Consider the following 15,537-nt stretch of genomic DNA (forward strand, 5'->3'; position numbering starts at 1 on the left):
TCTACCCTCTGCGTCGTACAAGTGCGTCGGTCATACGGGCAACGCGCACCATGGGCAACACATCATGCACGCGCACAATATCAGCGCCGCGCGCAATGCCAATCGCCACGGTTGCGGCTGTCCCTTCAACACGTTCGTCAGGCGGCAAATCCAACGTGTAGCCGATGAAACTTTTGCGCGACGTCCCCAGCAAAATGGGGCGTCCGAGGGCACGAAACGCATCCAGGCGGTCAACGAGTTCCAAGTTCTGCTCGACGGTTTTGCCAAAACCGACACCGGGGTCAATGATGATGTGTTCCTCAGGAATACCAGCCGCCAGCGCCATCTCAATGCTGGCTTCCAATTCGTCCAGAATATCGTTCAAGAGGTGTGTGTACGTAATGCCCTCGTACCGCCCACCCAAACGGGCTTCCTGCACCGCGTTTTTGGGGCGACTGCGGTTGTGCATCACCACCACAGGCACGCCGTAGTCCGCCACCACACGCGCCATGTCGGGGTCCATACGCAAGCCCCACACATCATTCACCAGGTGCGCGCCCGCTTCCAGCGCGGCGGCGGCGACCCGTGCTTTGTAGGTGTCCACCGAAATGGCAACTTCGACCTCGCGCGCAATGGCTTCCACCACAGGCACGACCCGCGCCAATTCGGTTTCTTCGTCCACCGGCTGCGCACCGGGGCGTGTGCTTTCGCCCCCCACGTCGATGATATCCGCCCCCCATTTGACGAAGAGCCGCGCCCGCTCGACCGCCGCGCGCACCCAATCATCCTGTTGCAGCAACCCATCGCCGCTGAAACTGTCGGGCGTTGCGTTGAGAATACCCATCACATAGGTGCGTGTGCCCCATTCGCACATGAGCGGACCAATGCGCAACGGTGCGGGCGGCGTCGTCAACCGGCGGTGCGTACCGCGCAAGGCGTCCGCCAACGCATCAGCGCCGCGCGCCTCGACCTCGTCCGCCAGGGCGAGCAAGGCGGCCTGTGTCGTCAGCAGCAAACAGGCGCCGCCACGCGCCCCCTCAGGCGCCAGAACGCTCACGCCCGCAACGGTTGCACGGCGCATCACGGCTTCTTCTTCGGGCGTCAATCCCGACACCCACAGGGTGAGTTGGTGGGCGTGCGCCGCTTTTTTTTCGGGCATCGCCCAGCCCTGTGCGGCTAACTCGCGCACCAGGTCTGCGTGTGTGTGTGCTGCCAATGGACGAATCCGCATAGCCACCTACTTGTAAGAAAGCAAGATGATTTGCGTCTCTTCGGGCAATTGGCTGCGTGAGCGAATTTTCAACTCCTCTTCAACGGGGACATCCTTCACGCCCATCACTTTCAAAAACTGCTCCACGGGCAACAAGCCCCCGTCGTACACGTCGGTCTTGTAGTGCATGGGAATGACAATGCGCGGCTCAATCAGGCTAATGGTTTCCGCCGCCATGGCGGGGGTGAGCGCACCGCCGCCCCCCACCGGCACCAGCAAGACATCCACCTCGCTCAAATCTTCCACCTGCGATTGCGAAGGCACATGCCCCAAATCACCCAGGTGGCACACATTCAACTCATCGAACCGAATCATGTACACCGTGTTGTAGCCCCGCTCCGCGCCTTTTTTGGTGTCATGGTAGGTGCGAATCCCCGTCACGAAGACGCCCGCCACCTCGTACTCGCCGGGTCCTGTAATGAAGAAAGGCTCGCCCTGAAACCCGGTGCGGGCGTTGTGGTTCGGATGATCGTGGCTGATGGTCACGATATCCGCGCGCGTCCGTGGGCGGTTATAGCCCAGCGAACTGGGAAACGGGTCGGTGACAACCACGGCGTTTTTTTCACGAATACGAAAGCACGCATGCCCATACCATTTAATATCCATCGGCGTCAAACTCCTTTTGCTTCATCGTCAGCGGCGAACAATGTTCACAGGCTCGCCTTCTCTCGCTTCACATTCGCAAGCATTATACTTTGGTTGAAAACGCGTTCAAACCTGCGGGCGCATGCCATATTGCCAGACGCCCACGCTCCCCGGCGCAAGCCGCAGAGCGGGCAACACACCGTTTTGCACGGTCAGGTGCTGGCTCCCGCTCCAAATGTCCGTAAAGCGCGCCCCTTCATCCGCCAGGTCGCCCAGCGGCACATCGAACACGGCGGTCTGCGCGCCACGATTGAGCGCCAACACAAACACCTCATGCCCGGTGAAGCGGGCATACGCCAGCAAGTCCCCTTGGGCGTACAGCGTGCGGTATTCGCCATGACGCAACGCCCCATGCGCATGGCGCAAGCGGATACAACGCTTCGTCCATGCCAAAAAGTCGGCGTCCCACGTCTCGCGCCGCCCCCACGGGAACCCACGGCGGTTGTCGGGGTCTTTGCCGCCTTCCAGGCCGATTTCATCGCCATAGTAGAGACAGGGTGCACCGGGATAGGTCATCTGGTAGAAGAGCGCCAGTTTCAGGCGTGTGGTGTCGCCCTGCGCCAGCGTGCGAATGCGCGGCGTGTCGTGGCTCCCCAGCAAATTGAGCATGGCGAACGTCGCCGCACGGGGATAATGCGCGAGCAGCGTTTCAATCGAATGGGCGAATGCTTCCGCATCAAGCGCGGGAATGGGCGCATACCCAACGCCTTCCACCAGCGCGGGGTCGAGCAGGTCGCCCAAGAAGAAGCCCAAAGCCGCTTTGGTGAAAAGGTAGTTCATCACGGCGTCGAAACGGTTGTTCAGCCACGGCGTGGCGTCTTCCCAAATTTCGCCCACAATGTAGGCTTCGGGGTTGGCGCGTTTGACACGTTCGCGGAACGTTTCCCAAAAGCCGGGGGTGGTAATTTCGTTGGGGACATCAAGTCGCCAGCCGTCAATCCCCTGCTCAATCCAGTATTCCCCCACGCGCCAGAGAAACTCGCGCACATCGGGGTTGTCGGTGTTGAATTTGGGCAACGCCCGCATCCCCCACCAGGCGGCATAGTTGGGTGGGTGTTTTTCATCGTAGGCGTGCAACGGAAACCCATACACGTAAAACCACGACAAGTAGGGCGACGAAGCGCCGTTTTCCAAAATGTGGTTGAACTGGAAAAAGCCGCGGCTGGCATGGTTGAAGACACCATCCAGCACAATGCGAATACCACGACGGTGCGCTTCGTTCAGCAGAGCGCGAAACGCCTCATCGCCGCCCAACAGCGGGTCCACACGGTAGTAGTCGTGCGTGTGGTAGCGGTGGTTAGCCGCCGATTGAAAAATGGGGTTGAAGTAAATGGCGGTAATCCCCAAATCTTGCAGGTAGTCCAGGCGTTCCAGAACGCCCCACAAATCGCCCCCCTTGAACCCCGTGAACGTGGGTGGAGCATCCCAAGGCTCGAAACGCGGGTTGGCGGGGCTGGCGGCCCCACGCGCAAAACGGTCGGGGAAAATTTGATAGAACACGGCATCATGCACCCAGGTTGGGGTTTGCATGCACACCCTCCACAATGGCGTCGGTTGCAAGAAAACAAAGCCATGGTATGCGGAATGTGGGGGAACGCAAAGTTTGGTATCGTTCCCATTTGTGCCTTTGTTCACAGAGTGGGAGCGGCTTGACGCTTTCACAAAATTGAGTGTACTACTCCCGCCATTGCGACTTGAAAGGAGTCAAAGCGTATGTCTGCGCACTTGTTTGCGCCCTATACCCTGCGCGGTCTTACGCTGCGCAATCGCATTGTCATGTCGCCCATGTGCATGTACTCGGCGGAATCCGACGGGTGCGCCACCGAGTGGCATCTGGTGCACTTGGGCGCGCGGGCGGTTGGCGGCTGTGGGCTGATCATCACCGAAGCCACAGCGGTTGAGCCGCGCGGGCGCATCAGCGAAAACGATTTGGGCTTGTGGGACGACGCCCAGATTGCGCCGCTGGCGCGCATTGTGGACTTTTGCCACGCCCACGGTGCGGCGGTGGGCATTCAACTCGCCCACGCCGGGCGAAAAGCCTTTTCACGGGCGCGGGGGTTTGGTCCCCAACCCATCGTCGCCCCCAGCGCCATCCCCTTCGCCGAAGGGTGGGCAACCCCACATGCGCTGACGGTGGACGAAATCGAGGCGCTCATCGCCGCCTGGCAAGCCGCCGCCCGCCGCGCCTTGCAGGCCGGGTTTGACGTGGTGGAAATTCACAGCGCGCACGGCTACCTGCTGAATGAGTTTCTTTCGCCCATCAGCAACCACCGCACCGACGAGTACGGCGGCGATTTGTGGGGGCGCGCCCGTCTCTTGTTCCGCATCGTGGAGGCTGTGCGCGCCGTCTGGCCGGAAGAAAAGCCGCTTTTTGTGCGCATCTCGGCCACCGATTGGGTCGAGGGGGGCTTGCAGGTGGAGGATTTTGTGCAACTGGCGCCCGAACTGCAACGGCGCGGTGTAGACGTGATTGACTGCTCGTCGGGCGGCATCACCCCAACACCACCCCCGCCCGACGTCGTCGGCGCAGGCTACCAAACGCCCTTTGCCGCGCGTATTCGGCAAGCCACAGGTGTGCCCACCATGGCGGTGGGGCTTATCACCGCCCCCGAGCAAGCCGACCACATTGTGCGCACGGGGCAAGCCGACCTGGTGGCGTTGGGGCGCGAACTCTTGCGCGACCCGCACTGGCCGTTGCGCGCCGCGCACACCCTTGGCTACGACGTGGACTGGCCCAGGCAGTACGAACGCGCCAGACCACTTCGCTGAGCAAGACCAGACCCGTATCAAGTCATTCTGAGAGACAGAGAAGGAGGAACAGACCAATGGAACGCACACTTGTCATCGTCAAACCGGACGGCGTTCAGCGTGGGCTGACCGGTGAAGTCATCAGCCGCCTGGAACGGCGCGGCTTGAAAGTGGTGGCGCTGAAAATGATGAACGTGAGCCGCGAACTGGCGGAACAGCACTACGCTGTGCACAAAGGCAAACCCTTCTACGATGGGCTGATTGACTACATCACATCCAGCCCCGTCGTGGTGATGATTGTGGAAGGGAAGAACGCCATCAAAGCCGTGCGCAACACCGTCGGCGCCACCAACCCCGTGGACGCCGCGCCGGGCACGATTCGCGGCGATTTTGCCATGGACATCGGGCGCAACATTGTGCACGCCTCGGATGGTCCGGAAACGGCGGCGTTTGAAACGTCGCTCTGGTTCAGCGAAGACGAAATTTGCGCCTACACGCGCAACACCGACACCTGGATTTACGAATAATCCCCACCGCACACAAAAAAACGCCCCTCACATCGAGGGGCGTTTTGCATGGCGTCAAACGTTACTGAATGCGCAGCACCACCGGCGCATCTTCGTACAACGTTTCCAGTTGGTAATAGGCGCGCTGTTCGGGCGAGAACAGGTGAATAATCACATCCACGTAGTCCAGCAAAATCCAGCCGGTTTCCGCTTCGCCCTCACGATGAAAAGGCTTCGCGCCCACATCTTCGCGCAAGCGGTCTTCAATCGCTTTGGAAAGCGCGCGCAACTGTCGGTCGCTTTCGCCAGTGGCGATGACAAAGTAATCGGTAATGGGCGAACGCCCACGCACATCAATCAAGACAATGTTGCTCCCTTTGCGGTCTTCCGCAGCATCTACTGCGATACGCGCAATGGCGGCCGCATCAGCATCCGTTTGTTGGTGTTTCACGTCTGTCATTGCACCTCACTTCATCAATCTGAATGTTCTACCTGAGCGTTGCCCATTTTAGCATAAGAAAGCGCAACGTTCAACGTCTGCACGGCACTGCAACGTGCCATTGAGCGCAGAGGCTTGAATTTTCTCCCTTCTCTCTCTACAATGGAAGCGTAGCCCGATGAAACGTGCGCCAGGAGCCCATGTGATTGGTGAACGCCTCGCCAAACGGAGCAAACAACTGGTTTTGCGCACCATCAACCACGCCTACGAGACGCCGCACACACCCTTTCGCGCCACCACCCGCGACGGCGTTTCCATCGCGGGCGTTCATTTGCGCCGCCAAAGCGACACAGTGGTGATCTACGCTCATGGCTTTCTGAGCAACAAATATCATCGCGCCGTTCCCGCCTTTGTGGAACATCTCGCCACGCATTTCGACGCCATCGCGTTCGACTTCCGCGGGCATGGCGAAAGCGGCGGGCGAGCCACCTTTGGCGAACTTGAAGTGCTGGACGTCGAAGCCGTGGTTGCGTATGCACGCCGACAAGGCTACCACCGCATCATCACCGTTGGCAGTAGCATGGGGGGCGCGGCGGTTCTGCTGCATGCGGCGCTGTTGGGCGGCGTGGACGGCGTCGCCACCATCGGCGCGGTCGCGCACCTGCGCTACATGCGGAGCAGCACCGCCTCACTCGGCTTGCGCCTGCTCTTCAAAACACGGCTGGGGCGCGTCGCCGCCGAAATGGGGCGCGGTACGCGCATTGGCGCACTGCGCATCAGCATTCCGCCTGTGGACGTGGTGCACCGTATCCGCGAACCGGTGCTCTTCATTCATGGGGAATGGGATCCGCTCATCGCGCCTGAGTCGGCGCTGGCGCTCTACGAGCGCGCTGTTGAACCCAAAACATTGCGTTTGTTGCCCCGCACCGGGCACGATATTCCCATCCTCACGCCGCAGACCGCCGACTTTTTGACAAGGTGGATACGTCAAGCCATTCTAGGCGGAGCAGAATGGACGTAAGCCAACGAGCCTGTTGCGTTGCGTGAAGCGAAGCCCAACAACCAAAAGATGACATATCACAAAGGAGTGAGCCATGAACCTGTTCAACCAAGAAGCCCTTGAACGCCTTGCCGAACACGAGAAGCAGTGGGAAGAAACCACCGTCCAGAAAAGCATCTCCCGCTTCCCCGAACGCTATCCCGATTTTAGCACCATGTCGGGTGTGCCCATCAAGCGCCTGTACACCCCGCTCGACCTTGCCGACATGGACTACGAGCAATCGCTCGGCTTTCCCGGCGAATACCCCTTCACCCGCGGCATCCACGCCACCATGCACCGCGGCCGCCTCTGGACCATGCGCATGTTTGCGGGCTTTGGGAGTGCCGAGGAAACCAACGCCCGCTTCAAGTACCTGCTCGAACAGGGGCAAACCGGGCTTTCGATTGCGTTCGACCTGCCCACGCTCTACGGCTACGACACCGACGACCCACACGCCGAAGGTGAATTTGGCATTTGCGGCGTGGCGTGCAGTTCCCTGCGCGACATGGAAATCCTGCTTGATGGGCTGCCGCTGGACAAAATCACCACCTCGATGACCATCAACAGCCCTGCCGCCATCATCTGGGCGATGTACATCGTCGCTGCTGAAAAACGGGGCATTCCCCGCCACAAACTGGGCGGCACCATCCAGAACGACATTCTCAAAGAGTACATCGCCCAAAAAGAATTCATCTTCCCGCCCGAACCATCCATGCGCCTGGTGACCGACACCATCGAATTTGGCGCGAAAGAAATGCCCAAGTGGAACCCCATCTCCGTCTCCGGCTACCACATTCGCGAAGCCGGCAGCACCGCCGTGCAAGAACTGGCGTTCACGCTGAGCGACGGCTTTGAATATGTCCGCTGGGCGCTTGAGCGCGGGCTGGATATTGACGAATTTGCGCCGCGTATCTCCTTCTTCTTCAACGCGCACAACGACTTTTTCGAGGAAATCGCCAAATTCCGCGCCGCCCGCCGCATTTGGGCGCGTGAAATGCGCGAAACCTTTGGCGCCAAGAATCCGCGGTCGTGGTTCATGCGCTTCCACACGCAAACCTCGGGCGTCAGCCTGACGGCGCAACAGCCGCTGAACAACGTCGCGCGCGTGGCCATTCAAGCGCTGGCGGCTGTGCTGGGCGGCACGCAAAGCCTGCACACCAACTCCATGGACGAAGCGCTGGCACTGCCGAGCGAAGCCGCGGTGACGGTGGCGCTCCGCACGCAACAAATCATCGCGCATGAAAGCGGCGTCACCAACACGGTTGACCCGCTGGGCGGTTCCTACTTTGTGGAAGCGCTCACGAACGAAGTTGAGCGGCAAGCCTACGACTACTTCCGCCGCATTGAAGAAATCGGCGGTGTGTTGCCCGCTATCGAACAGGGCTTCTTCCAGCGCGAAATCGCCGAAGCGTCGGCGCAATTCCAATGGGAAGTTGAAACCAAGCGGCGCATTATCGTCGGCGTCAACGAATACACGATGGCCGAAGAAGTCGAAATCCCCATCTTGAAGATGGACGAAGCCGGCTATGAGCGCCAGGTGCGCCGCCTGAACGAAGTGCGCCGCACGCGCGACAACCGCGCTGTGCGCCAGCGGCTTGCCGAACTGCGCCAAGCCGCCCAACGCGACGACGTCAATCTCATGTACCCCATCATCGAAGCGGTGAAGGAGTACGCCACGTTGCAAGAGATGATGGACGTCCTGCGCGAGGTGTGGGGCGAATATCGCGAACCGCTGATTGTGTAGTCGCCTTTGCCAGCCGAAAGAAAACGGCACGGGGGCGCCCCCGTGCCGTTTTTTCATACCGACGTGTTCCCGTTCAGCGCAGGACAATCTCGGTCCAGCGTTCGATCCACTCTTCGCGGTGTTGTTCGATTGCTTCCGGCGGAACCACGGCGGGCTTTTCCGCCACCTTGCCATGCTTGACAAACACCTCGGGCAATTCCACGTCTGGCCGCGCCGGGAAGACGAACATTTGCAACGGGATATCTTCCTGGAACGTGGGCGAGAGCATGAAATCGAGCAAGGCTTTGCCCAACTCCGGATTGGCGGCGTTTTTCAGCAAGCCCGCAAATTCAATCTGGCGGAAGCAGGTGTTATCAGCAATGATGGCTTCGGTGGGCGGTTCTTCGGGTTGCGGGTCGGCAAAGTACACTTCCGCCACCGGGCTGGTCGCATAACTGACCACGATGGGGCGTGTCCCTTCACCACTGCCGCCGCTAAACTGCCCATAGTAGGCGTCTTCCCAGCCGTCCGTCACCAACACATCGTTGGCGCGCATCTCACGCCAGAAATCTTCCCAGGTGTACTCGCCTTCCGTGCCAAACGCGCCAATCGTCGCCAGCATAAACGCCAACCCAGGCGATGACGTAGCCGGGTTCTCAACCACCGTCAACCCCTTGTATTCAGGCTTCGTCAGGTCGCGCAGGGTTTGCGGCTTGGGCAGGTTGTTCTCCGCAAAATACGCCTTGTCAATGTTCAGGCAGACATCGCCCCAATCAATCGGCACAAGGCGATTTTGCGGGTCGAGTTTGAGGTCGTCAGGAACGTGTTCCAACCCCGCGGGGGTGTACGGTTCTGTAATGTCGGCGTCAATCGCGCGGCTGAAGAAGGTGTTATCCACGCCGAAAATCACATCGGCGAGGGGGTTTTCCTTGCTCAAAATAGCCTGGTTGAGCGTTGTCCCCGCGTCGCCCCCCTTCACAAATTCGATCGTGGCGTTGTGTTCGGCTTCAAACGCCGCCAACACCTCTTCGCTCACGCTGAAACTATCGTGCGTCAGCAAGCGAACGACACGCGGCTCGTTCGTCTGCGTCTCGCCGCCGGCTTCTTCCTGCACTGTCGGCTCCGCCGTCGGCGTGCTTTCTCCGCCGCATGCCGAAACCGCCATCACCAGCACCCACAACAGACTCCACAACCACCATTTGGTACGCATAGAAACTCCTCCTTGCCATACATGCTCGTTGGTCTGCACACGTGGGCTCGCATAGACAACAAAAACACCCGGAAGCATGATGCCGCCGGGTGAACCCATTGGCACCCTGCTTCCCTCCGCCGGCATGACCCGGATCAGGTTCAAGGGGTTCTCGCCCAAGCGAGTCTCAGCCACTGACGCGGCACCCCCAGCAGTGGTGCATGTTGTCTTCGATTGTTCGTGTGCGCCCAAAGTGTATGCGGAGTGATGCAAAGCACCAAACAGCAACGTAGAGCGAAAACAAAAAGGCCACCGCTTGCGCGGTGACCTTTTTGTGATGCACCGAGTGGGCTCGCGCTCTCAGTGCATCATCCCCCCCCAACCAACCGTGTTTCTCGGAGGCATGTCCTACTCTACCAGAAAAGTATTACAAAGAACATTACAATCGCCACTTTTCGCCGCACAATGACATTGATTTGTCGCATACTTCGCGTATCATACACCCCATCCCAAACGGTTTGGCAAGGAGCAAGAAGATGAAGCGCAAAATACTGGGGAGTGTCACCGGCGGCACCTTTCTGGACGGGCTGGACGTTCGCCTGGAACCTGACATCAACACCGAGGACGTGCCTGTTGGCAGTTTTTGCGTCCTTGAAGGCGACCGCTACCGCTATTTTGGCACCGTGCAAAACGTGCGCCTGCACGCCACCGACAACCGTCTCATGGTCGTGCCGCCGCGTCATCTCTCACCATTCGCCCAGCGCATTATCCGCGGCACAGCGGGATACGCCGTCGCCGAAATCAAGCCGGCGCTGATGATCGAACGCCTGCCCGAAAACGCCATCGTGGATGAGGTGCAGCCTCCCCGCCCGGTGAAGACCATTCCCATGCACTTCGCCCACATGGTGGAAGCCCGCCCCGAAGATTTTGTGCTCGTCTTCGGGGAGGAGCGCGACGACCCGCAATCTACGTTCTTTGCGCTGGGCAAGCCGCTCACCATGGAGATTGACGTCTGTGTGGACCTGCGCCGCCTTGTCGAACGTTCAACGGGGATTTTTGGGAGCACAGGCACGGGGAAAAGTTTCCTCACGCGCCTTTTGCTGAGCGGTATCATCTGGAAAGACGTGGCGGTCTCGCTCGTGTTCGACATGCACGGCGAATACGCTACCAGCCAGCAATCCGAAAGCGGCGACTGGGTGAAAGGCTTGCGCGACCTCTTCGGCAGTAGTCGCGTCGCCGTCTATTCCCTCGATGAAAACAAGACCTCGAACGTGGATGGAAACATCGTCATCGGTCTGAACCACATCGAAAGCGGCGATATTTTGCTGCTGCAAGATGAGTTGGGGTTGCCCAAAGGCACTACCGAAACCAACATCGCCCAACTTGAACGCGCATTTGGTGAAGGCTGGGTGAGCGCTTTCCTCGCCCTGGATCCCGAGGAGGTGAAAACATTTGCTGATGAAATCGGCGGGCATGCCGGCTCACTGCAAGCCCTGCACCGCAAACTGACCCGCCTGCGCAACAAGAGCTACGTCCTCGACAACGCTGACTACAACGCCATAGACCAGATCTTGCGGCTTATCGAAAATGGTCGCCATGTCATCGTGCAATTCGGGCAGTACAACAGCCTGCTCGATTACCTGCTGGTCGCCAATATCATCACCCGCCGCATCCGCAATCGCTACGAAGAGCAGGTCGAGAAGTTCCTGCTCACCAAGCAGGACGCCGACAAACCCAAACCATTGGTGATTGTCGTGGAAGAAGCGCACAAGTTTCTCGGTCCCGAAATGGCGCACCAAACCATTTTTGGCACCATCGCGCGCGAAATGCGCAAATACTTTGTGACCCTGCTCATCGTGGACCAGCGCCCCAGCGGAATTGACGATGAAATCCTTTCGCAGTTAGGCACACGCATCTCCGGTCGCCTCAACGACCAGCGCGACCTTGACGCGGTACTCACCGGCGTTGCCGACCGCGCGACTGTGCGCAGTATGCTCACCACACTGGACACGCGCCAGCAAGTGGTTGTGTTCGGGCATGCCATGCCCATGCCGGTGCAATTGCGCACACGCCGCTACGATGAAACCTTCTACCAGCAAGTGCGCGGGGGCAAAAAAGGACCCTCATTGGACGCCCAAGACCTCGACCAGTTGATTGATGACCTTTACGGCTAGGTGTATGCGTTTCCTGGTGTTGGGGCTGTTGGCGCTGGGGCTCGTTGCATGTGGCGCGTCGCCGGCGCCAACAGTTGACATCATCGCGCCGGTGAACGGGCAACGCATTCCCACAGGTCGTGAAGTTGGCGTACACGTGCGCGCAAACGCCCCCCACCCCCTTGACCGCGTTGAGTTTTACGCGAACCGTGAGCTCTTCGCTGTGCTCACCCCACCCCACGCCACGACCACGTTTGAAGGCGTTGCCTATTGGGTGCCGCCCACCCCCGGCGCGGTGCGGTTCGACGTGCGAACGTTTGATCGGTTTGGGCACGCCAGCATGCTTACCACAGTGGTGGTGGAAGCCGTGGGGGAACCTCTGCGATAGCAAAATGGGCACAAAAAAACGTTGCCGCCCTGGGGGGAGCAGGGCGGCAACCGTCGAGGAGGGGGAACAGCTGGTGTTTGGTTGTACCGGTCTCAACTCTCTAAACGCCACAAGCGAAATTTTTTGCGCATAAGCAGGCCAATTTTCGCCTTTTTTCGTGTGGAATGAGCGTTTCAAGCCGCTGCCGGTGCCGCCGCCGCCGTCCACCGTCCACCAGCGCAGGTCGTACCCCCGCCGGACTGGACCAGAGTGAGGGAGACAATCAGAAGCAAGCCGGCCCATTTGACGGACAAGAGGCGTTTGAACGCTTGCGGACGTGCCTGCTGATGCGCTATGAGTTTCCGCCCTGCTTTTCAGCGGCACAGTCAAATCAAAACACATCTGCTAGGGAGCATTTGGTGCTGGAGGGGGGGGGGAGGGAAGAACGGTGGCGATGGTTGCGAGCCCTTTTGTGCGGAAAATAGCCTTGCGGCGGTTTGTACAGGAGGTGTTTCCTGTTTTCGCCACCGTTCTTCCCTGTGGGGGTAGGTGTGCATGCACAGTATACCAACTTGAAATGCGCTTGTATAGGTACACGCGTACTCAATTTATGAGTACATTTGTACTCATTGCTTTTTGTGAATTCTAACTTTTTGAATTGAAAACAAAAAAAGACATCTCCCACTAATTCATGTGCAGTGGGAGATGTAAGAGGGGCAAACCGCAGAGTTATCAATCATGCCAAACAGTTGCAGCGCCGTCTTTGGGTTCAATACACTCTTTCGCTGACCTTCTCAACCACATAATCAAACAACGCGCGCCCAAACTGCTCCTGACCTTGGGGCACATTGATGTGCGCCTCAATCACATACGCCCCATTCTGTACCCAAAACACATAGGCTGGGACACCTTCATCATCTACACCCTGCCATGTACGCCATACTTTTCCTTGCCGCTTGAAACCTTCTGCAATTTCGGGTTTGATGATCTCCGCATCGCTCACGGCTGATTGCCACCCATATTGGCGCACGGGGTCAGCCATCTTGCTCAATGCAACGCGCGCACTTGCTTTGGAAGGAAAGGCATACACGGCACTATTCACTAACGCTACCTGTTCATCCTTCGCGATAACTACCATGTGCGTTGCATCTCCCGTATGCCAGCCACGTAATACCCCATAACTCTCAGGCTGTATCGCATTTTCAGAGCCCAATACTTGTACATATCCAAAACCTTTCAAGTCATCTACTTGAAGCAACCATGTAGATAAGATACTCTCCTTTTGTGGTACAAATGAGGCTTCTCGTGCCTGCATCAAATTTGCCCGCGTCAAATTTACGCCAAAAGTGACCAACAATATCATACTGAAAAACAAGGTAAACGTTTTCGTTCGAGTCACCATCGGGAATCCTCCTTGTATATGGCAGGTCTGTTCATTGAGGCAGACAGCACCACTCCACTGCACAGCCCAGCAAAAAACAGAATGGAAAGGCGCTGAGACAATCGGTGATCGCTACATAGGTAGCAAAGAGGGAAAACGGCGTGCCGCGCGGGGAAAATACGAGGCAACAAGAAAGAGCGCTGGTTTTCTACATAAACGCCTCCCCAAAATTTCTTTTTGCTATCCGAACGGCAGTATAAACCCCTTGTCGCAGTTGTCAATGGTCAAAAGGGGTAGATATGCGTCGAATAAGTCGCCCGCCCTGCGTCATTTTGACGAAAATCCCCTTGCTCAATACAGTCCATAGGCGTTCCTCATCAAAACAAAAAACCGTGCGAGAGGGAGGGAGCCATGCCAACCATCAACATTGTCGGATTTGGAACCTGCGAAGTTGCCGAAGGCACTCGCCTCGTCAAAGCCATCAAAGCCTGCGGCGTTGATATCGGGCATCGCTGCGGCGGCTTTGCACGTTGTACCACCTGCCGCGTCGAATTCATTGAAGGTGAACCCGACGTGATGACACGCGCCGAATACGAAAAGCTCAAAGAAAGTGGGCTGTTTGGAAAAGTGCGCCTGGCATGCCAGATTGTGGTTGATCGGGATATGACAGTGAAGCCGCTCATGCGCGTCTCTGAACAGGGGTGGAGCGACCCCGGCCCCGAGCCGGAAGATAGTGTGACACCCGAAGCCGTCTTCATCCCGATTAGCGAGTTGGAACGCGAATAACCTCAACGGGGCGCGTCTTTATCCCTCAGAAATGGCGCGCCCCATCACTAACCTTACCCAACACACTCATCGAGCCAATCAAGGAGGAATGGCACATGCACGAAGACGTGTTCATTGTTGACGCCGTGCGCACACCCGTGGGACGCCATGGCGGCGCACTGGCAAAAGTACGTCCCGACGACATGGCGGCGCTTGTCATCAAAGCGCTGGTAGAACGTACCGGAGTTGCCCCGGAGAGCATCGAAGACGTTGTGTTCGGTTGCGCCAATCAGGCGGGGGAAGACAACCGCAACGTTGCCCGTATGGCGCTCCTGCTGGCTGGATTGCCGGTCACGGTCGGCGGCACAACCATCAACCGCTTGTGCGGTTCCAGCATGGATGCGGTGCATTACGGCGCCCGCACCATCATGGTCGGCGACGCCGAAGTCATCATCGCGGGCGGTGTGGAAAGCATGAGCCGCGCCCCCTACGCACTCCCCAAAGCCGAATACGCCTACCCACGCGGCAACCTCACCGCCTACGATACCACCCTCGGCTGGCGCTTCCCCAACCCCAAAATGGAAGCCATGTTCCCGCTCGAAAGCATGGGCGAAACCGCCGAAAACATCTACGACCTGACACACATCTCCCGCGAAGAACAAGACCTGTTCGCCTACCAAAGCCAGATGAAAGCCAAAGCCGCCATCGAAAGCGGGCGCTTCAAAGATGAAATCGTGCCGGTGGAAGTGCCGCAACGCAAAGGGCCGCCCATCATCGTGGATACGGACGAACACCCCCGCCCCGATACCACGCTCGAAAAACTGGCACGCCTCAAACCCGCCTTCCGCCCCAACGGCACGGTGACCGCCGGCAACGCCAGCGGCATCAACGACGGCGCGGCAGCGCTCCTGCTTGCCAACCGCGCCCAAATCGAGCGGCAAGGCTTGAAACCTATGGCACGCATCGTCAGCATGGCCGTCGCCGGGGTTGACCCGCGTACCATGGGGCTTGGCCCTGTGCCGGCAACACGCAAGGCGCTGGCACGCGCCGGGCTACGCATCGAAGACATTGACCTGGTCGAATTGAATGAGGCGTTTGCCGTGCAAGCACTGGCGTGCATCCGCGAACTGGGATTGAACCCCGACATCGTCAACGTCAACGGCGGCGCGATTGCCCTCGGTCATCCTCTCGGCTGTTCAGGCGCACGCATTCTCACCACGCTGGTGCACGAAATGCGCCGTCGCGACAACGTGCGCTACGGGCTGGCGACCATGTGCATCGGTGTGGGGCAAGGCATCGCCACCATTGTCGAAAAAGTGGAGGGATAAACAAC

14 protein-coding genes and 1 riboswitch are annotated in these 15,537 nt (G+C 58.7%); of the genes, 8 read left to right on the top strand and 6 right to left on the bottom strand.

Translation table 11 applies throughout. The features are described from left to right. Position 1: 1 nt before the first annotated feature. The 3 genes from folP to SE16_RS09110 all read right to left on the bottom strand — a co-directional run bounded on the left by folP (position 2) and on the right by SE16_RS09110 (position 3,424). Positions 2-1,210 carry a dihydropteroate synthase gene (folP, locus tag SE16_RS09100; RefSeq protein WP_200907316.1) on the bottom strand — a complete coding sequence of 403 codons (1,209 nt, stop codon included), beginning with the start codon at positions 1,208-1,210 and terminating at the stop codon, positions 2-4. A 6-nt stretch (positions 1,211-1,216) separates the two neighbouring features. Beyond that, the gene (locus tag SE16_RS09105; protein ID WP_054493303.1) at positions 1,217-1,855 is read right to left on the bottom strand and encodes an MBL fold metallo-hydrolase; all 639 of its coding nucleotides are present in this window, start codon (positions 1,853-1,855) and stop codon (positions 1,217-1,219) included. Between the two features lie 105 nt (positions 1,856-1,960). Next, entirely contained in the window at positions 1,961-3,424 is a 1,464-nt protein-coding gene (locus SE16_RS09110) for a glycoside hydrolase family 13 protein (RefSeq protein ID WP_054493302.1), read from the bottom strand. A 183-nt stretch (positions 3,425-3,607) separates the two neighbouring features. Here SE16_RS09110 and namA point away from each other — a divergent pair, with 183 nt between their 5' ends. Both namA and ndk read left to right on the top strand, forming a co-directional pair. Further along, positions 3,608-4,663 (top strand): NADPH dehydrogenase NamA, encoded by a 1,056-nt coding sequence (gene namA, locus SE16_RS09115; RefSeq protein ID WP_060687522.1) that lies wholly within the window; start codon positions 3,608-3,610, stop codon positions 4,661-4,663. 56 nt (positions 4,664-4,719) lie between these two features. Then, a complete protein-coding gene (gene ndk, locus SE16_RS09120) occupies positions 4,720-5,169 on the top strand; it encodes a nucleoside-diphosphate kinase (RefSeq protein ID WP_054492942.1) in 450 nt (149 codons plus the stop codon). A 61-nt stretch (positions 5,170-5,230) separates the two neighbouring features. Here the strand turns inward: ndk and rsfS are convergent, their stop codons facing one another. Beyond that, positions 5,231-5,608, bottom strand: coding sequence for a ribosome silencing factor (rsfS, locus tag SE16_RS09125; RefSeq protein ID WP_054492941.1), 378 nt, complete (start codon positions 5,606-5,608; stop codon positions 5,231-5,233). Between the two features lie 181 nt (positions 5,609-5,789). Between rsfS and SE16_RS09130 the strand changes: the two genes are divergently transcribed. Further along, complete coding sequence (locus SE16_RS09130) at positions 5,790-6,608, top strand: alpha/beta hydrolase (RefSeq protein WP_054492940.1); 819 nt, start codon at positions 5,790-5,792, stop codon at positions 6,606-6,608. Between the two features lie 73 nt (positions 6,609-6,681). Then, entirely contained in the window at positions 6,682-8,370 is a 1,689-nt protein-coding gene (locus SE16_RS09135; RefSeq protein WP_054492939.1) for an acyl-CoA mutase large subunit family protein, read from the top strand. Positions 8,371-8,443: 73 nt separating this feature from the next. On the opposite strand, the gene SE16_RS09140 is transcribed toward SE16_RS09135, so the two are convergent. Further along, positions 8,444-9,559: a thiamine ABC transporter substrate-binding protein gene (locus tag SE16_RS09140; RefSeq protein ID WP_054492938.1), complete on the bottom strand. Its 1,116-nt coding sequence runs from the start codon at positions 9,557-9,559 to the stop codon at positions 8,444-8,446. Between the two features lie 94 nt (positions 9,560-9,653). Further along, a riboswitch (TPP riboswitch) is annotated at positions 9,654-9,758 on the bottom strand. Between the two features lie 316 nt (positions 9,759-10,074). Between SE16_RS09140 and SE16_RS09145 the strand changes: the two genes are divergently transcribed. Together SE16_RS09145 and SE16_RS09150 are read left to right on the top strand one after the other, a co-directional pair. After that, a complete protein-coding gene (locus SE16_RS09145; protein WP_054492937.1) occupies positions 10,075-11,712 on the top strand; it encodes an ATP-binding protein in 1,638 nt (545 codons plus the stop codon). A 4-nt stretch (positions 11,713-11,716) separates the two neighbouring features. After that, complete coding sequence (locus tag SE16_RS09150; protein ID WP_060687523.1) at positions 11,717-12,079, top strand: Ig-like domain-containing protein; 363 nt, start codon at positions 11,717-11,719, stop codon at positions 12,077-12,079. Between the two features lie 748 nt (positions 12,080-12,827). On the opposite strand, the gene SE16_RS15790 is transcribed toward SE16_RS09150, so the two are convergent. Next, on the bottom strand, positions 12,828-13,460 hold the full coding sequence (locus tag SE16_RS15790; protein ID WP_152918033.1) for a hypothetical protein: 633 nt from the start codon (positions 13,458-13,460) through the stop codon (positions 12,828-12,830). Positions 13,461-13,850: 390 nt separating this feature from the next. Between SE16_RS15790 and SE16_RS09160 the strand changes: the two genes are divergently transcribed. Both SE16_RS09160 and pcaF read left to right on the top strand, forming a co-directional pair. Further along, positions 13,851-14,225 (top strand): 2Fe-2S iron-sulfur cluster-binding protein, encoded by a 375-nt coding sequence (locus SE16_RS09160; protein WP_054492239.1) that lies wholly within the window; start codon positions 13,851-13,853, stop codon positions 14,223-14,225. 95 nt (positions 14,226-14,320) lie between these two features. Further along, positions 14,321-15,532 carry a 3-oxoadipyl-CoA thiolase gene (gene pcaF / locus SE16_RS09165; RefSeq protein WP_054492240.1) on the top strand — a complete coding sequence of 404 codons (1,212 nt, stop codon included), beginning with the start codon at positions 14,321-14,323 and terminating at the stop codon, positions 15,530-15,532. Positions 15,533-15,537: the final 5 nt, after the last annotated feature.

This window comes from Ardenticatena maritima (assembly GCF_001306175.1).
Lineage (GTDB): Bacteria > Chloroflexota > Anaerolineae > Ardenticatenales > Ardenticatenaceae > Ardenticatena > Ardenticatena maritima.